Annotated in this window: 14 protein-coding genes; 6 read left to right on the top strand and 8 right to left on the bottom strand. The window is 39.2% G+C overall.

Annotated elements, in window-relative coordinates; all coding sequences use genetic code 11:
* Positions 1-6: 6 nt before the first annotated feature.
* Complete coding sequence (locus LQ201_RS12320) at positions 7-3,090, bottom strand: SusC/RagA family TonB-linked outer membrane protein (protein ID WP_230142756.1); 3,084 nt, start codon at positions 3,088-3,090, stop codon at positions 7-9.
* Positions 3,091-3,330: 240 nt separating this feature from the next.
* Here LQ201_RS12320 and LQ201_RS12325 point away from each other — a divergent pair, with 240 nt between their 5' ends.
* A complete protein-coding gene (locus tag LQ201_RS12325; protein WP_230142759.1) occupies positions 3,331-4,077 on the top strand; it encodes a DeoR/GlpR family DNA-binding transcription regulator in 747 nt (248 codons plus the stop codon).
* 37 nt (positions 4,078-4,114) lie between these two features.
* Here the strand turns inward: LQ201_RS12325 and LQ201_RS12330 are convergent, their stop codons facing one another.
* From LQ201_RS12330 to LQ201_RS12340, 3 genes are all read right to left on the bottom strand, one after another.
* Positions 4,115-5,422: a RagB/SusD family nutrient uptake outer membrane protein gene (locus LQ201_RS12330; protein WP_230142762.1), complete on the bottom strand. Its 1,308-nt coding sequence runs from the start codon at positions 5,420-5,422 to the stop codon at positions 4,115-4,117.
* Positions 5,423-5,449: 27 nt separating this feature from the next.
* Positions 5,450-8,611 (bottom strand): SusC/RagA family TonB-linked outer membrane protein, encoded by a 3,162-nt coding sequence (locus tag LQ201_RS12335; RefSeq protein ID WP_230142766.1) that lies wholly within the window; start codon positions 8,609-8,611, stop codon positions 5,450-5,452.
* Between the two features lie 104 nt (positions 8,612-8,715).
* Complete coding sequence (locus tag LQ201_RS12340) at positions 8,716-9,912, bottom strand: anhydro-N-acetylmuramic acid kinase (RefSeq protein WP_230142769.1); 1,197 nt, start codon at positions 9,910-9,912, stop codon at positions 8,716-8,718.
* 153 nt (positions 9,913-10,065) lie between these two features.
* Here LQ201_RS12340 and nagB point away from each other — a divergent pair, with 153 nt between their 5' ends.
* The 4 genes from nagB (at position 10,066) to LQ201_RS12360 (ending at position 15,127) form a co-directional block, all read left to right on the top strand.
* On the top strand, positions 10,066-11,991 hold the full coding sequence (gene nagB, locus LQ201_RS12345) for a glucosamine-6-phosphate deaminase (RefSeq protein ID WP_215124687.1): 1,926 nt from the start codon (positions 10,066-10,068) through the stop codon (positions 11,989-11,991).
* Between the two features lie 202 nt (positions 11,992-12,193).
* Positions 12,194-12,751: a transposase gene (locus LQ201_RS12350; RefSeq protein WP_230142771.1), complete on the top strand. Its 558-nt coding sequence runs from the start codon at positions 12,194-12,196 to the stop codon at positions 12,749-12,751.
* A 155-nt stretch (positions 12,752-12,906) separates the two neighbouring features.
* Positions 12,907-14,067: an acyltransferase family protein gene (locus LQ201_RS12355; protein ID WP_230142773.1), complete on the top strand. Its 1,161-nt coding sequence runs from the start codon at positions 12,907-12,909 to the stop codon at positions 14,065-14,067.
* A 37-nt stretch (positions 14,068-14,104) separates the two neighbouring features.
* Entirely contained in the window at positions 14,105-15,127 is a 1,023-nt protein-coding gene (locus tag LQ201_RS12360; protein WP_230142776.1) for a LacI family DNA-binding transcriptional regulator, read from the top strand.
* Positions 15,128-15,133: 6 nt separating this feature from the next.
* Here the strand turns inward: LQ201_RS12360 and LQ201_RS12365 are convergent, their stop codons facing one another.
* Complete coding sequence (locus tag LQ201_RS12365; protein WP_230142779.1) at positions 15,134-16,678, bottom strand: glycoside hydrolase family 10 protein; 1,545 nt, start codon at positions 16,676-16,678, stop codon at positions 15,134-15,136.
* 206 nt (positions 16,679-16,884) lie between these two features.
* Here LQ201_RS12365 and LQ201_RS12370 point away from each other — a divergent pair, with 206 nt between their 5' ends.
* Positions 16,885-17,787, top strand: coding sequence for a hypothetical protein (locus LQ201_RS12370; protein WP_230142781.1), 903 nt, complete (start codon positions 16,885-16,887; stop codon positions 17,785-17,787).
* Between the two features lie 41 nt (positions 17,788-17,828).
* On the opposite strand, the gene LQ201_RS12375 is transcribed toward LQ201_RS12370, so the two are convergent.
* From LQ201_RS12375 to folE, 3 genes are all read right to left on the bottom strand, one after another.
* Entirely contained in the window at positions 17,829-21,560 is a 3,732-nt protein-coding gene (locus LQ201_RS12375; protein WP_230142784.1) for a HAMP domain-containing sensor histidine kinase, read from the bottom strand.
* A 90-nt stretch (positions 21,561-21,650) separates the two neighbouring features.
* A complete protein-coding gene (gene fabD, locus LQ201_RS12380) occupies positions 21,651-22,532 on the bottom strand; it encodes an ACP S-malonyltransferase (RefSeq protein ID WP_230142786.1) in 882 nt (293 codons plus the stop codon).
* A gap of 87 nt (positions 22,533-22,619) precedes the next feature.
* Positions 22,620-23,255, bottom strand: coding sequence for a GTP cyclohydrolase I FolE (gene folE / locus LQ201_RS12385; RefSeq protein ID WP_230142789.1), 636 nt, complete (start codon positions 23,253-23,255; stop codon positions 22,620-22,622).
* Position 23,256: the final 1 nt, after the last annotated feature.

The following is a 23,256-nucleotide window of genomic DNA, read 5'->3' on the forward strand; positions in this document are numbered from 1 at the left end:
TGTTCACTATAATTTAACCCTAAATCCTACATTAAAACCTATCGGTTTGCCAACATTACCATAATCGATACCGAAACCACCAATACCCCCAACACCTGGCGAATTTGCATTACTCTCTGGGTCGCCACCTGAATAATTGGTAATCAATATCGAATCGGTTAAAGTAAAAAAGGCCCCGAAGCTCTGGATAAATCCGATGCGTTTAACCAGCGATGGGGGAAAATCATATGCCAGCGTAACATCCCTTAAACGCAGTGTTTTGATGTTCCGCTCTACGAACATCTCTGGCGATACGTTAAGAGAATAGTAGTTAGAAGCATAGAAAGGTGTTACTGCAATCGTATTAACCGTAGGGTTGGCCGTATTTTGCAATCCATCGGCTAAAACCCCTTTAATTACGCGCGGCAGCTCTCTATCGAGGGTTTTCAAACTAATCCCTTTAATGTAAGATGCGTACTCGGTACCGTTAACTACATCGCCGCCATATCTTAAATCCCATAGGAAAGAGAGATTAAAGCCTTTGTAGCTAAATCTGTTTACAAAACCCAGCGTAAATTTTGGATTCCTGTCGCCAATGGGATAATATTGTGTATCAGAGCTTGTTGGCAAACCAGAAGACGTATTAATCAAGATATCTCCTCTATTATTTCGATCAAACCTGGTTCCGCTAATCGCGCCCGTACTGTAGCCAGGATGAACTGCGCTTCTGATTTCACCAATTACCCAGGTATCAGATTCGTAAAGTTCCGGAAGCTCATTTGCCAGCGATAATACCACACCACGATTGCGGGTAAAGTTAAAAGTAGTGTTCCAGTTAAAATCTTTTCCTTTTATCGGGTTACCTGTTAACTGTACTTCGATGCCACGGTTACGTACCGTACCCCCATTCATCATCTCTAAAACGAAACCTGTACCATAGCTTAAGCGTGGGTTAATGATCTGATCTCTACTTAATAGGTTGTAATAGTTAAAATCAAGTCCGATCCGGTTTTTCAGAAATTGCATTTCAGTACCGATTTCGAAATTTTCAGATACCTCGGGCTTTAAGTCTGGGTTACCACCATAGTACGAATAGGCATAACCACCACCTGTAAATCTTTTAGCTTCGTAGTTTGTACCTGTAGAATATTCTCTCCAGGGCTCTTTACCTGTTAATGCATATGAGGCTCTTAACTTACCGTTATCCAGCCATGGCAAAGCCGTTTTAACGGTGGCCAGATCGGTAAAGTTAAAGGCCAAACTTGCTGATGGATAGGCAAAATATGGATTGTTTGGCATTAACCGCGAAGCGCCATCAACCCTACCCGACAGGGTTAAATACAATAAGGTTTTGTAGCCCATTATGGCCTGTGCAAAAGCACCAACTGTACGGTAGCGGTTTACATAGGTTAATGTACGCTGTGTTGTTGGCAGCGTATTATTGATACTGTAAAAATTTGGATCGTACATATTCGTACCACGCTGAGAATCGGTAGTAGAATTATAATCGTTAAAAGTAGCACCAATAACATAGGTATTGTTAAAATCTCCAAATTTATGCTTGGCACTGGCCGTTAACGATCCATTAAATACCTTGGTCAACTGATCATAGGTCATAACCGTTCCGCCTGTCGGGGCTGCGGCAGAACCCGAACCACGGTAAGATTGAGCATGATATACCGACAATCCTTTGGTATTGGCAATGTCGGCTCCAATAATCCCATTAATCCTTAACCATTTTGTCGGCTTTAGTTCCACATTCGTATTTGCAATTAACCTGTTAACCTTATCGTTATTCACATTTTTAACAACATCCCAAAGCGGATTATCGAATTCCGAATAGATGCTTGCCAGATGCAAAATCCTGTTTCCGTTGATATCTTGGTAATTCTGAACATCGTAGGCAGAACTAAACCGCATCAACTGAAGCAAAGATCCGTTAGCACCTTTATTTGCCTTATCGTTATTAGAATTGATGTAGTTGAAAGTGCTTGTTAGTTTCAGTATCGGTGAGATGGTACCAACAGCAGTTATCCTCGATGAGATCCGCCTATAACTTGTTGTAGGGATTGTTCCTTTAGTATCGGTGTATTCGTTAGACCAGCGATAAGAAAACTGCTCCGTTCCGCCTTCAAATGATAGATTATGCTTTTGCGTAAAACCTGTTTCGAAAAAATTATGGATATTATCGTAAAGTGGTGTACTTGGTAAAAATGCCGGCCCAAAAAAGTTAGAACTTCCACCATCGTAAACTCCATTAGAAAGCCCCGAGTTGTACTTAGTTTGTATCTCTGGAAACTTATTCAGCTGCTCTACCCTAAACGAATTATTGTAATTAATGCTTCCGCGACCAGCCTTACCTTTTTTTGTGGTAATCAAAATTGCGCCACTGGCACCGGCACTTCCATATAACGCTGTGGCCTCAGGCCCTTTCATTATCACATAACTTTCGATATCGTTTGGGTTAATATCCATCCCTCTGTTAGAGTAATCCTGGTCTCTGTTTGCGGCTCCCGAAACTAACTCTCTTGTTTGATTTAATGTACTGTTGTTAATCGGCACACCATCTACAACAATCAGTGCATTATTATCTCCGCTGATCGATACAAATCCCCGTAAAACAATCTGCGCAGAGGCTCCTGGGTTTCCATTGGTACTATTAATCGATAAACCTGGAACACGACCTTGCAAGCCTCCAAAGAAATCGTTTCTCTGGGTTTCGGCAACTTCAGATCCGGAAACTTTTGGCGTTGAATAGCCTAACGATTTAGCATCGCGATCAATCCCATAGGCAGTAACCACAACCTCATTAAGATTGCTGGCATCAGCAGAAAGGGTTACATTAATGATGCTATTTGCACCAACAGCTCTTTCAACACTTTTGTATCCAACATAAGAAAATGTTAATACATCGGTTTTTAATGCCTTTATCGAATAATTTCCGTTACCATTGGATTGTGACACCATGGTACTCCCCTTCACCCGGATAGAAACGCCGGGAATGGGGCCGTCAGCGGAGCTGACCTTACCGGTAATCGTTATCTGTTGCGCGAAAACCTGCGCACACAGCATAATCATACCGATAAAACTAAAGAATAGTTTTTTCTTCATAATTTGTTAGTAAGAAAGTGGTTATTAGAAGTTGTTGTTTGTATTCCGGTTTATCAAACGCGCAAATTACCGCAGCTTTGATGTTAGTTAAGTAAATATGATGAATGTTTTTGAAAATAAAAACAAATAGGAAAGATTTATTGTGCTAACAGACAAAACTTTATCGCACAAACACGCATAAAAACGCAAATAATATAATTTTAAAATCTTTTTATACATTCGTAGAAAATCAAATGATTTATGCTGAAAAAAGAACGCCACGACTTCATCATGCGCCAGATTAACCTGCATAACCGGGTATTAACCTCTGATCTGGTTCAACTGCTTAATGTTTCGGAAGATACCATCAGACGGGATTTGCAAGAGCTTGTTGATGAAAACTTGCTTTATAAGGTTCACGGAGGCGCTTTATCGAAATCTTATCACAGTTCTTTTGACGATAGTACGGTTTATGCCAGAGATAGCAAGATTGCGATTGGCAAAAAAGCCGTTCAGTTGATAAAAGATGGCATGGTAGTTTTAACCGGAGGAGGAACAACGATTTTAGAATTTGTGAAACGACTTCCACAGGGCCTATCTGCTACATTTTTCACCATTAGTCCGTTGGTTGCAGTAGAACTTGCTAAATACAATAATATCGAAGTGATTTTAATTGGTGGCTTGTTTTCTAAAAATTCGCAGGTTACTTATGGCGGACAGGTAATTACACAGCTTTCAGAAATTAAGGCTGATTTATGCCTGATGGGAACCAGCGCCATCCACCCAGAAGAAGGCTTAACGGATACCTACTGGGAAATTAACCAACTTAAAAAGGCCATGCTGGCCTGTGCAAAAAAAACAGCTGTACTTTGTATTTCCGAAAAGCTGGATATTGCTTTAAGATTAAGGGTTTGCCCGATAGAAAGCATTAGTTATTTGATAACGGAGTTAGATTTAGATCATGAATCGCTTTCGCGTTACCGAGAAAAGGAATTGAATATTTTATAAAAAAAGTCCCGACAAAAATCGGGACTTTTTCATCTTGCTAGAAAGTAGGATCTGCAGGGGTATTGGTATTATTATCTCTTTCTGCGAAAGGATAAGGGAAGAAATTACGCTTGCGATCAGCCAAAGGTTGAGCAAACCTTCTCATATCTTCGAGTTTTAAGCCCGACATAAAGAGTTCAATACAACGGTGTTTGTAAATCAGATCTAAAAGCTGTTGTTGTGTATAAGGGCCAGTTAATGCCGGCAACCCTGCTCCCATTCCATAATTAGGATCGAGCGCATTTCCTGTTGCCGGACGTGTTACTACCTTATTTAGTTCAGTTAATGATGATGCCAGATTAGGAGTTGCCTGTCTAGCATATGCCTCTGCCTTAATTAAAGTCATTTCGCCAGGTAGATAAACTGGAATTGATGTTAAGCTTGCCGCGCCAAAGCCATTAATGCGCACTGTAGTGCTAATTGCTGTATAAAATGGAATTCTTGCATCGCCTGCATCTGGAATATTAGCACCGGTTTGTCCTAAGTTTATATTTTTCGGTTGAATTACATTATTGGTAGAGGTGGCGACCTCAAAGATTGGATTGAGGTTTTGTGCATCAAAAGTCAGTGCCGACCTTTTGGTTAAATCAACAGCATTGGCACTACTTAAGGCAAGGGGATAATTACCAACAAACAATGCATAACGAGCCTTTAAGGCATTCAAAGTATTTGGGATATCTATTCCTGTAGGAATGTTGCCCAAAAACGAGGTACTTATTGGGTTTGCTGCAATTAAGGCCAAAGCATTATCAATAGTCGCAATAGCTTTGTTAAAGCCTTCAGCCCTCGTAATAAAAGTTACGTTCTGCCCAGTTCCGTTTGGAACTTTCTCCCAAAACTCTGACAAGTTACCTAACGCTAAAGCTTTAAATATACTGGCATGTGCAATTAGGCCCGAAGCCAACCCTTTATCAGCAAGATTAGCGGCATTCTTAATCACATTATCTGCGTCGAAAATGATTTTATTTGAACTGGTCCAAACATTCAGCAATACCGAATTTGTACCATCTACAAGTACTCCTCCAGTCATCAACCTATCTTCATTGGTATTTCCTGTATTAACAGAAATTAACTCGTTGGTAGTTATACCATTAACAGTAATTGCGGCATAGAGAAGTCCTGCTCTGGTTGTAGAGAAATTTTTCTGAAGGCCAACCGTAATTCCGGTCAAACCTCTTGTAGAAAGGAGCACATCATCGGCTACAGCACCGTTAGGATTTAAGTATTCCTTTTTACAAGCAGCCAATGAAACTGCTAATGCAAAGAGAAATGTGTAGCGAATATATTTTGATCTTGAATTTTTCATCTTAATATAATTTATTTTTTCAATGAATTAAAACTTAGCTTGTAGACCGAAAGAAAATGTACGCGGAATAGGTACAGCACCAAAGTCGATATTTCTTAAAATTGTCGATTGCCCACCCGCATTCAATTCAGGGTCATAACCTTTATAATTGTCCCATGAAACCAAGTTTCTACCACTAATATTCACGGTAAGATCTTTAACAAACTTTACCTTACCAATATTATAACTTAAAGAGATTTCCCGCAGTTTAACGAAGGAACCATCATCAATGCGCCACTCTTCAACATTGTAAGCTCCGGCAACATAGCCACGTGGCAGCTGGCCTAAATATTCTGCTTCAGCTACCTTGCCATTACCCACTCCTTGACGGGTTCTCCAATCGGCATTCCAAACATCGCCACCCTGTACGGCATCTAACTGAATATGAAGACTTAACTTCTTATAAGTAAAATCGTTTACAAATGACCCTGTATAGTCTGGGTTTGGATCACCAAGAACCTTACGTAGCGGATCTCCCGTAGGCAATCCGTTCGCATCGCGTTGTACAGTATATTCAGTTGGCGATTTTTGAACACCTCTTTCTGTTAATGGAATCCCTTGCGCATTGGTTAATAAACTTCCATCAGCATTTCTAGCAAAGAAAGTTCCATAAAAAACACCAACAGGATAACCGTCTGTTATAGAAACTGGCGCCCCTGCATTTGTATTGATTAAACGCTGCGCACCAGATCCGATAATTTTGTTCCGGTTTCTATTGTAAATTACTGTGGTGGTCCAGGTAAAATCCTGGGTTTTAACTGGCACGCCCGTAAGCATAAGTTCAATCCCTTTGTTTTTAAGTGACCCGCCAATATTATCCAAAAGACTAGAATAGCCCGTAGTAGGAGCAATTATCACTCCCAATAATAGATCTTTAACGCTTTTATTGTACCAGCTAAAAGTCAAGCCTAAACGGTTATTAAAAAACGACATATCTGTACCTAATTCCAATTCTTTTTGACGCTCTGGTTTAACATCAGTATTAGCAAGTGTGCTGCTGGATGCTAGCGATGTTTTGCTATTTAACGCACTGGGTAAATAAACATTAAAACGATCATAAGCACCAATCCCCGTTAAATTACCCGATTCGCCATACGCTGCCCGAAGCTTGAACGCATTCCACCAAGATGAAACGCCAAGGCCCTTCCAATAATTAGCTGATGACAACACATAACTTACATTTGCTTTTGGATAAAATTGTGTTCCGTTGCCCTCACCAAAAACAGTTGATTGATCGACCCTGATTGCACCCGTAACAAAAAGATGGTCTTTATATTTAAAATTCTGTTGTAAATACGCCCCGCTTATTGAGAATTCTGACCGGTTATCATTATTTGGCAATATTGTACTGGCACCATTTACGGTTTGAATAAGCGGCGCAAGCCCTCTACCATTTAACAAACTGAACAAATCTTTCTGATATTGGTACGATCCACCCAATTGCGTTGTAGAACCTAACAGATCAGATATTTTTGCATCGTAGGTGAAATTTAATTCATTATTAAACAGTGTCGTTGTTGCATTTGCGGCACTGGCATAACCATTTAAGGATGGGTCTAAACCAGCTCCACCACCATAAAAACCAGTACTCACATTATAAGTAAAGGGCGGAATAAATGTTGTTCCGTTTTGGATTGAATTATCAACCCCCATGGTATAATCTATAGTCAGGTTTTTTACCGGATTAAGCTTTAAGCCTAAATTGGCAATAATTCGGTTGGTAAACTCGCGTTGTTTAATATCTTCGATAACCGATACCGGATTTACACGACCTCTCTCTCCAACTGCTTTTAAATTGCCTAATATATCTCTTGCAAAAATATCGTGAAAATTACCAATAATGGTGACTGAATTCATGGGTGAAAAAAATGAATTTCCATCCGGTTTTTCATTGGCATCGCTATGCACATAATTAAAGCCCGCAGTCATCTTCGCCCAGTTATTAATTTTTTGATCCAGATTTGCCCTAAAGTTCATCCTTTTGAAATCTGTATTTCTGATAATCCCCTGATTGGAAAAATAACCTGCCGAAGTGTAAAACTTGGTATTTTCGTTTCCACCAGAAAGTGAGACTGAATTATCTGTACCCACCCCGGTGTGGAAAATATAATCCTGATAATTGTATCTGGTAACCGGAGTCTGCCTTACATCTAACGCTGCAACAGTAGCTGGAGGAATGATAACGGTCTGAATGATATCTTGCGTTACAGAGTTTGCATTTTCCCCAAATCTGTTGGGAGCTTGGTTTACTTCAATCTGTTTACGAAGCTCACTGATTGTTAAGCTGGTGCTAAAACTTACTTGCGGCTCCCCAGTTTTACCCCTCTTAGTAAAAATCTGGATTACCCCTGCATTTGCCCTCGACCCATAAATGGCCGCAGCAGCTGCACCATTTAAAACCTCTATATGATCAATATCGGATGGACTAATGTCAACCATTCTATTCTGCCCGATATTTCCAACTTGAACCCCATTATTAATATTATCGTAATTCCCTGATGTATTGGTTACTCTGGTTGTAGAATTGTTTACAATTACGCCATCAATGATGTAAAGTGGTTCTGATGATGAGTTAACCGAACTCACCCCTCTTAAACGAACAGAAATTCCGCCCGCTGGGTCTCCAGAATTTTGGCTGATCTGTGCGCCGGGTGTTTTACCTTGTAATGAAGCCAGTGCATTTCCACTGGGTGCCTTGTTTAAATCATCACCTTTTACCGTGCTCACATAACTACCGAGCTGCTTTCTGGTCGTTCCCTGAGAGGTACCCGTAACAATTACCTCATCGAGCCCCACTGCATCACCACTTAAAGCACTATTTGCCTGAACTGTGGCATTATCCCCAAGTGTTACCGTTTCGATATTCGATTTAAAGCCGATAAAAGAAATCTGGATCTGATATTTACCAGGTGCTAAATCAACCGAAAAGCTATACGTTCCACCCGAACTTGTGCTTGTTACGAGATTTGTATTGATAATTTTCACAACAGCACCGGGAACAGGGCTGTTATTTGCGGCATCGGTAACCTTACCGCTTATGGTATACCGTTTGTTTTGTGCCTGCGCCATTTCTGTAAATAAGAGCAGCAGAAATGGGATCAACAAAATTGCGAAGAATCCTGGTGACCATTTTAGGTAACTTTTTTCCATAAAATTTGGTTTTGTTAGAAGATTAGTGTTAAAACAAATTTAACAAAATACCGCACAAACCAAATTTTTAACCTTTACAAACTGATTTACAAAATTGTGCTTACTTAAGCTGGTAAACTGATTTTGCCCATGCAAACCGAAGGCACGCCTTGCCTATCGCCAAAGTTTATCGGTTTGCCACAGAGTGTTTCGTTGGCCAACACAGCAAACAAAACAGCTTCTTTTGCATCGGGATCAATATTTAAGTCGTCAGTGGTTAGGAATTTGCAAAAAGGTAGCTTGCTTTTAAGAAGTTTTACAAGCAAGGGGTTATGCATTCCTCCACCACTCATAAAAACCTTTGCTTTAGCATCTTCGCCAAAGCAACGCTTAATGGCATTAGTAATGGTTTCTGCAGAAAAATGACATAAGGTAGCCATTATATCGGCTGCACTTAGACCAGTTGTTGAAGACTGTTCTTGTGCACTGATTAAATACTCCAGATTAAACAATTCCGGTCCTGTGGTTTTAGGAAAATCCAGATCAAAAAAGCTGCAATTTAACAACGCAGACAATAGACTGGGATTAGATTCGCCTGCCAAGGCAACAGCTGCATTTTTATCATAAAATTGATTAAAATGTTTCTGCATATACTGGTCCATCAAAGTATTTCCTGGGCCAACATCCGTCGAAAAAATTTCACTGGCATCCGTACTGCCCGGCAAATAGGTGAAATTTGCTATGCCACCTATATTTAACATCACGCGATCTTCACCAGCTTTCGAAAACATCAAATAATCGCCATAAACTGCTAAGGGAGCACCTTCGCCGCCAGCAGCCAAATGTTTTTGCCTAAAGTCAGAAAGTGTGATAATTCCGGTTTTTAGCGCGACATGGTCTCCATCACCAATTTGTAATGTCCCGTTTGGATAATCGGTCATTTGATGCAACGATTTTGGTGCATGAAATATGGTTTGTCCGTGGCTGGCTATAAAATCTATATCCTCATTTTTATAGCCCCATTCTTCCAGGGCTTCATTTATTAGTTGGGCATGGGTATTCGCAATATGCTCATTCATTAAGCACACCAACTGTAAATCGACTTCTTTTTTAGAAAAAATGGCCTTTATTTTGGCTCTAAAATCATCCGTATAATCGCCTGTTTTAAATTTTAAAATCCTGATATCCGTTTCAGCACCGCTTCCCTTTACCAAACAAAGCGCAATATCCAGTCCATCCATTGATGTACCACTCATCAATCCTATAATTAAGCGTTCCGATTTCCCTGCTTTCGAATACAACTTTTCAATCTGTGTGTTCATATTGGCTTTTTATCTTAAAAAGATCAAACGTTTGTCTGCCCCTTTAATCGAATTTTATATAAATACTTGCAATAAAAGTAAATATCCTTTGTTACAAATTGGGCATAACTCTCTATATTTACTGCTCCGTACATTAAAATCCATATAAAAAAAATGGCTAGATTAAATCTACTGGAGGAGACACGTTTCGAGAAATTACCGGTAAGCGTGTTCGAAAATCCAAAAATTGCTTCAATTAATGTTGCACACCGCATTGCCGAGCTCATTAAATCTAAACAAGCAAGCAACACACCTGCAGTACTGGGCTTAGCAACAGGTGTTACCCCAATTGCAGTTTATGCCGAACTGGTTAGACTGCACAAAGAAGAGGGCTTGAGTTTTAAAAACGTAATTACTTTCAACCTGGATGAATATTATCCAATGGCGCCAACTGCGGCACAAAGTTATGTTACGTTTATGAACGAAAACCTTTTCAATCATATTGATATTGATAAGAAGAATGTTCACATCCCTGATGGTACGCTTGCACTGGAAGATATTCCTGCATTTTGCTTAGAATATGAAAAGAAAATAGGTGATCTTGGTGGTCTTGATATCCAGATTTTAGGTATCGGCCGTACAGGTCACATCGGATTTAACGAACCGGGATCTGCACCAAATTCTGGTACCCGTTTAGTTACTTTAGATGACCTTACCCGCCGCGATGCCGCACGCGATTTCGGCGGAAAAACCTTTGTACCAACTAAGGCCATTACCATGGGTATCGGTACAATTTTCAAAGCAAGGGAAATTATATTAATGGCCTGGAGCCGTAAAAAGGCTTCGATTATCAAAAAAGCTGTTGAAGGCGAAATTTCGGGCGATGTTCCGGCAACATACCTACAGCTTTCTGACCATGTGGAGTTTATCCTTGATGCACCTGCAGCTTCAGAACTGACCCGCTTTGACACCCCATGGTTGGTGAAAGACTGTGTTTGGACAGATGCTCTGATCCGTAAAGCGGTGATCTGGCTGGCCAATACCTTGAAAAAACCGATCTTAAAGTTAACCGAAGACGATTACAACAATAATGGTATGGCGCAACTGGCTACTGAAAAAGGACCAGTGTACAATATCAATATCCATATCTTTAATAAATTACAGCACACCATTACAGGTTGGCCAGGAGGTAAACCGAATGCTGATGATTCGCAGCGCCCGGAAAGAGCAGAGCCTGCTAAAAAGAGAATAATTATTTTCTCACCGCACCCTGATGATGATGTGATCTCGATGGGTGGTACTTTTCTCCGCCTGGTTGATCAAGGGCATGACGTACATGTAGCTTACCAAACCTCAGGTAATACTGCAGTTTGGGATGATGATGCGCTTCGTTTTGTTGAGTTCAATGTAGATTTTACAGAGAAAATGGGCATGGACAATACCCATTTGAAGGATCTCTATAACAAAATGAGAACCTTTATTGAGCAGAAACAACCAAACCAGATAGATACACCAGAGATCCAAACAGTTAAAGGATTAATCAGAAAAGGCGAGGCTATTGCCGGCGCGAGATATTGCGGTCTTGAAGATGACCATATCCATTTTCAGGCGCTTCCTTTTTACGAAAGCGGTAAAGTTCAGAAAAACCCGGTAACGGATGCTGATATCGAACTTACAATAGCGCTATTGCAAAAAGTTAAGCCTCAGCAGGTATATGCGGCAGGCGATTTTGAAGATCCGCATGGAACACATATCGTTTGTTTTAATATTATTTTAGAAGCATTAAAACGTTTACGCAAAACAGAAGCTTGGGCACAAGATTGCTGGTTGTGGATGTACCGCGGTGCATGGCACGAATTTGAAACATATGAAATCGAAATGGCTGTTCCAATTTCTCCACAGGAGCTTGAGCGTAAAAAATATGCGATTTTCAAACACCAGAGCCAAAAAGACAGAGCGGTTTTCCCTGGTGATGATGCCAGAGAGTTTTGGCAGCGCGCCGAAGACCGTAACCGTGACACGGCAAAAGCTTACGACGAGCTTGGTCTTGCAGAATATGAAGCAATGGAGGCTTTTGTACGCTGGAAATTTGTGGATTAATTTTTTTCACCTGCGAAGTCTCAATGGGCAAGAGCCTTGCAAGACTTCGCAGGTCTTTAGCAAAAGACATAAACCTCCAGTTTCTCTCCAATACACTTTTCATAGCTAAACTTTTAACGCGCTTTACTCGATTCTCAAAAAAAAATATTTAACTTCTTCCTCAATTAGTCCATCCCTAATTAATTATTCAATCAAGTAGAATATGAAAATAGAGGAAGGCTGCTGCTACCACATTTACAATAGGGGAAACAATAAGGGTAAAATCTTTTTTGAAGATGGAAATTATATTTTCTTTTTAAGGCAATTTAAAAATTATGTCTTGCCATCAGTTGATGTATTTGCTTATTGTTTAATGCCAAACCATTTTCATTTTTTTATCAGGGTAAATGATGGGTTGAATTATGAAAAGGGAATTAAAAACATGCTTATTTCTTATACCAAGGCAATAAACCAAAGCTATAACAGAGTTGGAAGTTTATGGCAAGGACGGTATAAATCGAAGAAGGTCGATTCTGAGGCTTACTATACTCGGATCATCATTTACATACACCAAAATCCATTAACTTCAGGATTGGCAAAAAAAATGGAAGGTTATAAATATTCTTCTTTCAGTTCATATTTATCAGACGAACCAAGTTCAATCTGTAAGTCCGAAGTCTTAGAATGGTTTGGTGATTTAGCAGGTTTAGCAGGCTTTATAACTGGTCATAAGATTAACGAGAAGTGGGTTTTCGCTTTGGCCCAACTTCCGGAGTCTTGATGGCCGAGCGCTGCAAGACTTCGGAAGTTTTTCTAGACATCTCCATAGACTTACGAAGTTTCCCAAGCGCACCATGCCTTACTAAACTTCATAAGTAATTTCTCATTCTAAAAACAATACTCTAAATTAGTTTGCTGAACCCAAACAAGCTAATCATGACCGAACCTAAACCACGATTGTTATCTCTTGATTTTTTCAGGGGATTAACCGTAGCCGCAATGATCTTAGTGAACAATCCGGGCAGCTGGGGGCATATTTACGCGCCTTTGGAGCATGCGGAATGGAATGGATGTACCCCCACCGATTTAATTTTCCCATTCTTCTTATGGATTGTTGGTGTATCCATTGCATTTGCCATGAGCAGCAGCAAAACAGATCCGCCTTCACATCAAAAAACGATCATAAAAGCCATTAAACGTGGTATTATACTTTATTTACTCGGTTTCTTTTTGGCCATTTTCGGAAAAATTATCAGTGCCATAATAGATGAGAGATCGATTTGGGAAGCTTTTCAAACGGTTCGTCTTTTAGGCGTTTTACAAAGAATAGGCATTGTTTTTATCATTAGTAGTATCATTTTCATCAAAGTATCGAACAAAACCATATTCAAAATCTTAATCGTAATCCTTGCCCTTTATTGGGCCTTAATGACATTTATTCCTGTACCGGGAGTAGGCTATCCCAACCTGGAAAAAGAAACGAATTTAGCTGCCTGGATCGACCGCGGGATTTTAACCGAAGCACATACCTGGGCCTCATCCAAAACCTGGGATCCAGAAGGGGTTCTGAGCACATTACCAGCAGTAGGGACCTGCTTATTTGGTATTCTGGTTGGCGTTTGGATGCGCAGAAAAGATGTAGACAATGCAACTAAGGTAGCCTGGTTATTTACTACAGGTATAACCGCTGTTATTTTAGGTTTACTTTGGGATTTACAGTTCCCGATCAATAAAGCCCTTTGGACAAGTTCTTATGTACTCTATGCAGGTGGATTGGCGTCAATAGGATTGGCACTTTGTTACTGGATCATCGATGTTCAGGGCTACAAAAAATTTACCACTCCTTTTGTTGTTTATGGTGTAAATGCGATAACAGTCTTTTTCTTGGCAGGCTTAATGCCGCGGGTATTAAACCTAATCCAGATTACCAAATCTGATGGGACAAAAACAGGATTATTGGTGCACTTTTATGAAACTTGTTACACGCCGTTTTTTAGCCCCATAAATGCTTCCTTAGTTTGGGCCATAACCTATGTGCTCGGTTTTTATGTGTTATTATATTTTATGTATAAAAAGAACATTATTATTAAGGTTTAGTAAATTTACGCTATAATTGATCGCCCCCCATCTGCAATTGAAAAAGAAAACCACCATATACGATATAGCCAAGGAGCTTGATATTACTGTATCAACAGTTTCGAGGGCGCTTAGTGGCTTTCCGGCAATAAGTGATGCCACCAGAAAGGCTGTTGTTGAAATGGCTAAAAAATTAAACTATAGCCCAAATAAACTCGCCTCTGCATTAAAATCCGGCAAAACCCATATTATTGGTGTAATTGTACCAAGTGTACAGGCACATTTCTTCGCATCTATTATCCATTGCATAGAAGACGGGCTGAAAGACAGCGGCTACCGTGTTATTATCTACCAATCAAACGAATCTGTAGAGAATGAAATAAACGGCGTAAGAACCTTACTAGAGGCGCAGGTAGACGGCATTATGGCCTCCTTGTCTTTAGAAACAAAAGATGTTTCGCACTTTGCCGAAATTATTAAGCAAAATAAACCACTTATTTTATTTGACCGGGTAAATCTAGAACTAAAGGTTCCTACCATTACACTTGATGATTTTAAGGCAGGTTATATCGCTACGAAACATTTGATCGATCAGGGCTATAAAAAAATTGCATTTGTAACCACCGTTCATCAGATTAAAATATTTAACGATCGCTTAGAAGGCTACAAAGCAGCCTTAGCAGACCATAACCTTCCGCTAGTTGAAGAACATATTATTTTTGGCGGCTTATCCATTAAAGATGGTCGGTTTGGCGCTGGCAAGTTAATGCGCAGCAGAAACAAACCTGATGCTATTATTGCAGGTGATGATTTTACCGCCTTAGGCGTAATTAAAAAGCTTAAAGAGATTGATGAAACACCCCCTGAAGTTGGTGTAATTGGTTTCGCCAATGAAGCATTCTCCGCTTACATTACACCTAACCTATCAACAATTGATCAGCATGCGCCACAAATGGGCAAAGAATGCGCTAAAATGTTTCTGAAAATGATTAATCAGGAGAACCCATACGCCAATATGGAGCATATCGTGCTCGATCCAGCTGTTGTAGAAAGAGAATCAACCAATAAGAAAGATAAATAGCGCTTATTATTCTTTCGCTAAAGGAACTTCGACACCAACAGGCCCACTCGGTTCACTTTCATTTTTTAATCGGTCTAGCGCAGTTACAAGGTAGCTATACCGCTTTCCACTTTCTACATTGGTATCAATATATGACAGATAATCTTCAAAGCTTATTTTAACGATGTACTTAGGATCGAGTACCGAAATTTTTTCTCCTTCACTAAAGCGGTAAATTACAAATCCAGAGGCCGTTTCTCCATCTTTTGCCTTTAACGGAAGTTGCCATTTTAAATGTACGCCATCTTTTAGTGCATCAGCCGTTAATGCTTGAGGCTCGTTTGGCGGCACTTCATCCAGCCATGGCATTTGCGGTGGCAAAGCAGGGTACTTATAAAAATCATTTTTTAAAGAGTCGCCTACGGCTTTAGCAACTGTACTTAATGATTTAGAACTAAAAAACACGCTCCCTTGAATTCGGTTGTTATTTCTTATGTATCTAATTTGATTGGGTATTTCACTTAAGTTTTTCCATGCTGCTTCTGCCCTCGAATTTACCAGATAAGCACCCTGTCCGACATAAACATGCCTACCAAAGGTATTATTGCTCCACCAGTCGACCAAAATACCATAGGGAGCCACTCTTCTGGTAAACGTAAAATAAATTTGAGGGTTGATGTAATCTACCCAACCTTCTCTAACCCATTTACGGCTATCGGCAAAAAGTTCTGCATAATTGGATAGGCCACTGGTAGCAGAACCTTCGGGATCTTCATTTTTATTTTTCCAGATGCCAAAAGGGCTAATGCCAAACTTTACCCATTTTTTATAGTGGTGGATACTATCGTCTAGCTGCTTGATGAGCAGATCGACGTTGTTGCGCCTCCAGTCTTTTATGTCTGAAAAATTATTCGGGTATTTATAAAAAGTATTGCCATCGTTAATGGTTTGCCCCTCTACTTTATAAGGGTAAAAATAATCGTCGAAGTGAATTCCATCAATATCGTATCCTTTTACTACATCTAAAATTACCTGAACAATGTATTCCCTTACATCCGGAATACCCGGATCGAACTGCTTTTTGCCACCATAGGTAAAAAACCAATCAGGGTGTTTACGATAAGCATGGTTTTCGCTTAAAACAGCTGTACTGCTCATACTTGCCCTATAAGGATTAAACCAAGCATGAAGTTCCATTCCCCTGAAATGGGCTTCTTTAATGGCAAAGGCCAAAGGGTCGTAACCAGGTGCAGGTGCCAAACCTTGTTTACCCATTAACCATTGGCTCCAGGGCTCTCTTGATTTTGCGTAAAATGCATCGGCTGCTGGTCTAACCTGCAAAATAATTGCATTCATCCCCTGACTTTTATGTCTTTCTAAAATACCGATCAGCTCCTGCTTTTGTTGATCAATGCTTAAACCTGGCTTCGATGGCCAGTCTATATTGGTAACAGTAGCCACCCAAACACCTCTAAACTCCCTTTTTGGTGCAATTTTTGATAAAGGTTGTGCATTTAATATATAAGGTACTACAATTAAAGATAAAAGTGCGTATAGGAAGTTTTTAAGCATTATTTCTGTCTTATTTTTTTATTCAGGCTGTGTGTTTGTGTTGATTTGAATACAAATGAACATTAGCAAGTAAACGATTTTTTTTAAAAACTCTTATAAGTTTTTAAAAAAATTAATTTGCGCCCTACTAAAATTAATTGTGTACCCCCATTTACCTATGGAGAACAAAAGTATATTAATTTACAGAAGATACAGCGTTATTAAAAATGGAACCACAAAAGATTAATAAGGGTGATAGAAACAAAATTTACTTCCTGGTCATCGTTATTGCAGCTTTAATTGGCACAAATGCTTACTTGTTTTTTAAAGATCGACAGCAAAGTGAAAGATTTGTTACAGTTAGCACAGAGAAGGATAAACTGCGGCTCGAGGTAGAAAAAATTGAGGTAGAGCTGGATAAGGTCAATGCATTGAACTTGGATTTAAACGAGAAACTTGTTGAAGAGCAGAAACTTGCCCGGGTAAAAATCGAAGAACTTAAAGCAGCTTTAGAAAAAAACCAGATTACCCAGGGCGAACTCGACAAAGCCAATGCACAGATTAATGAACTGAAAACATTTGTAAAAAACTACAATGATCAGATTATTCAGTTGCAGAAAGACAATATCTTCCTAAAAAACAGTCGCGATAGTTTACAGAATACCCTAAGAAACATCAGCAGTAAGGCATCGAACTTAGAGAACGAAAACGCTAATTTAAATGCGAAAGTTAAAACTGCTGCGGTATTAAAGCTTCAATCTGCCGAAATTATTGCTTTCAGAACGAAATCAAGTGGTAAAAAAGTTGAAGTAAGCAAATCATCTACTGCCGAGAAGTTAAGCGTGCGCTTTAATGTTGTGCCTAACCAATTGGCAGAAAAAGGACATCATAACATTTATCTCCGGGTATTCGATCCAGCTGGAAACCTGCTTGCAGACGAGGAAAACCATTTTGAGGCTGATGGGCAGGATATGCAGTTCAGCCATTCTATTTTTATTAACTACAATAACGATGACAGTACCTATGTTATCGACTGGGCAAACCCTAAACCATTTATAAAGGGCATATATACCGTAATTTTATATGCTGATGGTAATACCATGGGCAAGGCTCAAGTGGAGCTGAGGTAAAACCCACGCTCTGATTAACCAATATCTACCTGTTTTTTAATTTAAGCTAAAGGAAAGTTCAGATAGAACGTTGTTCCTAAACCGCTTATTGAGGTAAACTTAACCGAACCTCCCGCATTTTCTACAGCCTGCTTAACAAAGGCTAAGCCTAAACCTGTACCTGATGTTTTTGTAGTGAAGTTCGGTACAAATATTTTATCATGCAGGGCCGGTGGAATGCCTTTCCCATTATCTTTTATTTCGATATAAGCATTTTTTGCATCTACATATATAATGATGGTGATGCAGCATAAAGTTTCCTCATCAATAGCTTCGATTGCGTTTTTAAGCAGGTTGTTAAACGTTCTCAAAAGCTGATCGTGATCGGCCATGATTTCGATGTCCTTCTCACTTTTATCAAGCACATCAATGGTTACATTTTCCGTGCTTTTAAATACTTCTCTCGCCTGTTCAATAATCGGAAGTAAAGAAAGGCGCTCCAGATTGGTGTCGGGCATTTTGGCAAAATTAGAAAACTCGGAAGCAATTTTCGAAAGGCTATCAATCTGTTCTATAAACGATTTGCTAAATTTATTAAACTTCAGCTCGAAGTTTGGATCTTTTTCTTTCCACGATTTTTCTAACAGCTGAACACCTAATTTTAAAGGTGTTAACGGATTCTTGATTTCGTGGGCAACCTGTTTGGCCATTTCGCGCCAGGCACTCTCCCGTTCCGATCTGGCGAGCTTAATCGCACTATCTTCTAAGGCCGCAATCATGTGGTTATACTCCTTAATTAAAGATCCGATCTCATCATGCCTACGCCATACGATGGGCTCGTTCTTTTGCCCGATTTTCGTTTTACTAATACTGTCTTGAATGAAAGTTAGCGGACTGGTAATCTGATTGGCTAAAAACACAGCCAATACGCCAATAGCCACAAATACCAAGGCGTAAAGATTAATCAGGTTACTTACAAATAGCGCCAGTTTATCTGTATATTCTTCTTCGGTAGAGTAATTTGGCAGGCCGATATAGGCAATTGTTTTATTTTGTGCATTCCTGATGGGGGCGTATGCTGCAGCGTAGGTTAAGTTGCCTATTTTTTCTTCAGCATTGATAAATTCTGATCGATGTAAACCTCCTAAAGAAGCAAAGGCTGATGGCCCCATCTTTTTACCAATAATTTTATAGTTATAGAGTTTTGGATAAGTGGTCATGATCAGGTTACCACTTAGATCGTATAGGTTCAGATCCGCGTTATTGATATCTGCAAAATTGTTAAAATCTGCTGCTGCATTCTCGTCGTTTGCAATAATACCGTTACTAAAAATCTGCTTTTCAAAATTCTGTTGAACCTTCCTTATCTTATCTTTTAATATAGTATCCTGCTGCCCCCGGTACTCATTGTTCATGTAATAGTAAGTTCCCCAACCTACAATAACCAGCGTTGCCACAACTGCCAACACTATAGATACCTGGATTCTGGTTTTGTACAAGATCTTATTGGCATTGATCATTAAAGATCTATTGATACTAAACCAGCCAACCTTATCATCATCGAGATTTTTGATTAGCCATATTAAACCATAAAGCAACAAAGAGAAGATGATAAATATCAGGAAGAAAAACGATAGCGCAGCTAAACGTTCTACATAATCTACCTTCTCTTTACTGATTACAACCATTTTGCTATCAGTAGGCTTATAAATTAAATGGCTGTAACGAAGTTCATTATCATTACTGGTTATAAAATCATCCTTTTTACCTTTGAATATGCTTCCATCTAAAGGATAGGTATAATTTCCAGATTGATTAAGCAGTTTATTATTGCTGTACAAGGCAATAGAATAACCTTTAAAATCTTCGTCCTTGATCATTTTTTGATCCCCTAAGAGATCGGGTAGCCGATTATTATAATTATACGGCTTCGAGCGGAGTTCGATAACGAGTGTACCTAATAAACTGCCCTTATCTACAACGGAGATGATACCAAAGTAATCCTGGTAACCAAATGTATTGTTAACCTGATAAAAAAAGTTAGATCCATCAATTTTAACAGAGCCAACCTCAACCAGGTTTTTATATTTATCAATCGGTGGCGTATCAGAATTTTCTATCGCAGCACCCAATCTATCATATGGATAGATCTGATAATCGTAGCGGTTTAAATAGCCATCTAAATAATCTTTGATATGATTTTTGAGCACCGAGTAACTGCCTTTTCGGTTTTGAGTAAAATAGCTTGTCAGAAAATTATCTTTAACAATTTCATTCCCCAAAGTACCTAAAGCAATAATGGCATTCGGATCTTCTGACGATTGCACCTTTCTGGCCAGAGGCTCGCGCAAACTTCTTTCCTTAATATCTTTATACTTGGTGTATTTAATAGAGGTATTAAAGGCCAGGCAGAAAAATACGATGGCAAACATGCCGATTGAGAAGTTTTTTTCTTTTAAATAAACAGCCCGTGCCACGATAAATAATACAAGGGCAAAAACGATAAAAAATGCATTAAAATCTACCACTAGCTTATAGATAAAAACACCTGCAAAGCCAATTAAGAAAATAATGACCCGCTCTTTATTGGTAACATTTAATTGGCTGCTTACTGTTGCCGAAACAGCCGTTATCAGGTAAATCTGAAACCAGGCCAGGCATAAAATCACAATACCTACCCAACTGGTACCGCTAAGCTTAAGGATATTAACGATATCGAAATTAATTTTTGAGTTAAAGATCAACCCGAAGAAAATATCGTCGGTATCCCAAACTATCCGCCCTATCAACACCATCAAACCAGCCTGAATAACAACTCCGATTATTTTGCTCCGCTTAATCCATCCCGGAAACTTATATTGTTCCTTATGGTTGTACATAAACAAGAGCAACCAGGTTAGTGCAATTACATTTAAAAGAAAATCGCCCAGCGAAGGCATCAGAAAATTATCTGCATATATTCTTGGATCAAATAGATCTAAAGTAAACCTATGGTTAAACCAACCATAATATAAATCTGTTAACCGAAATGCTAGGAAGAAAAACAACAATAAAAAGGTACCCCAGGCAATATGTCCACGCCGGGCAATAAACGAACTTAAAGAGTTAAAAAACATGCAGATGCACAACATACCAGCAACAAACAACCATAATTGCGTACCCGAATAATGAGTTTCTGCATACCCTGGCTTAACCTTAAGCCCGAATAAAAACTTATTATCCAGGCTTTTTATTACATACACATCCTTATCGGTAAAAGATGCAAATGTTAATATTTTGGTATTTGATAAAATTGGATCGATATCATTTTTAAAATACTTTGTTTCTTTAAAAGGATATTGAGATTGGATGGTGATCAAGAAAATAAGGCTAAAATCGCCCTGGGTACTTTTAATCACCTCATACCAGCCGTTATAAAAAAACAATACCGAACTACCTTCTTTTATTGTAGTTGGATCTATTTCTGATATTTTATAGGTACTCCAGAATTTAAGCTGATTGTTTTTGTAGGTTAATAAATTTATACCACTCTTTTTGCGATAGTTATCGATAAAATCTATTGCACTATTAGGATCGAGATGAAATTGTTTGGCTTTGGCAACCTGTTTTTTATCAGCCAGAAAACTTTGAACGGATCTTTCTTTGATTAAAAGGTTGTGCTGAATCTCTTGTGCATCGTGCTCCAAGAGCTCATTTTTGGTGGTAAACCTGCTTAACGAAATAGAAGTTGCAATGAGGCAGCAGCCCAAAACAAGCAATAGAAATCTTATTTTTACACCAAAGCTCATTTTCATCTACGGATAAAGATATTAAATATTGATAAAAAACAACGCCATAAACAGCTGAGTTTATGGCGTTGGCACTAATATTCTATTTTGAATAAATTAAGCTATGGCAGCACTACTTGTTTGTACTTCGCGGCTTACCTTTTTAACCAATCCCTGTAACACATTACCTGGGCCAACTTCTACAAATTCAGTTGCACCATCAGCTAACATGTTCTCTACTGTTTGTGTCCAACGTACAGCACCCGTTAATTGTTTAATTAAATTGCCTTTAATTTCAGTTGGGTCAGTATATGGCTTTGCATCAACATTTTGGTAAACCGGACAAATTGGTGCAGAAATATGAGTGGCCTCTATAGCTGCCTGTAATTCAATTTTTGCAGGTTCCATTAAAGGAGAATGGAATGCACCGCCAACATTTAGTTTTAAAGCTCTTTTAGCGCCTGCCTCTGTAAGTTTAGCACAAGCCAGATCAATCCCTTCTATACTGCCCGAAATTACCAATTGCCCAGGGCAGTTATAATTTGCAGGAACTACCACAGCATCAATTTCTGCGCAGATTTTTTCAACTACATCATCAGCTAAACCTAAAATAGCGGCCATGGTTGATGGTTGTGCTTCACAAGCTTTTTGCATGGCATTTGCACGCGCAATAACCAGTTTTAATCCATCTTCAAAGCTTAATGCGTTTGCGGCCACTAATGCCGAAAATTCGCCTAAGGAATGGCCTGCAACCATGTCTGGTTTAAAATCATCGCCCAAGACTTTGGCTAAAATAACCGAATGCAAAAAGATTGCAGGTTGGGTTACGTTGGTTTGTTTAAGCTCTTCATCTGTTCCGCTAAACATAATATCGCTAATGCGGAAACCGATAATTTCATTGGCCTGTTCAAATAATGCTGCAGCTTTTGGGTGCTCATAAAGATCTTTACCCATACCTACAAACTGTGCTCCCTGTCCGGGAAAAATATATGCTCTCATTATAATTAGTTTGGCGTATCGCGTTTATCGGCTAGCGTTTTTATCTATTGCCCTATCTTGATACCTATTACTTTCTACCTGATACTATTAATCTAAACTTGCCGTAATTAACCTTAAAAACTCAGCTCTTGTTTTATCGTTACTTAAAAAAGTTCCTGTAAAGGCTGATGTTGTGGTTACCGAATTTTGCTTTTGCACGCCACGCATAGACATGCATAAGTGCCTGCATTCTATCACAACTGCAACACCCATTGGGTTAAGGGTATTTTGAATACAATCTCTGATTTCGTTCGTTAAACGTTCCTGTACCTGTAAACGACGGGCAAAAGCATCAACTACACGTGGGATTTTACTTAAACCTACAATGTGTCCGTTAGGAATATAAGCAATGTGTGCTTTACCGAAGAATGGTAGCATATGGTGTTCGCACATCGAATACACTTCAATATCCTTAACTACAACCATTTGGCTATAATCTTCTTCAAACATTGCGCCCTTCAGTATCTCATCGGGTTTTAAATCGTACCCATGTGTTAAATATTGCAGCGCCTTGGCCACGCGCTCCGGTGTTTTTAGTAAACCTTCGCGTTCTGGATTTTCACCCAACTGGCCAAGAATATCTTTATAATGTGTAGCTACAGCTTCAATTTTATCTTCGTTGTAACGGTCTATTTTTACATAGCCGTCTCTCGATTCGCCTTTCAATACGTCTTTATCGCTCATT

The sequence above is a fragment of the Pedobacter sp. Bi126 genome, assembly GCF_918698245.1.
In the GTDB taxonomy this organism is placed as follows: domain Bacteria; phylum Bacteroidota; class Bacteroidia; order Sphingobacteriales; family Sphingobacteriaceae; genus Pedobacter.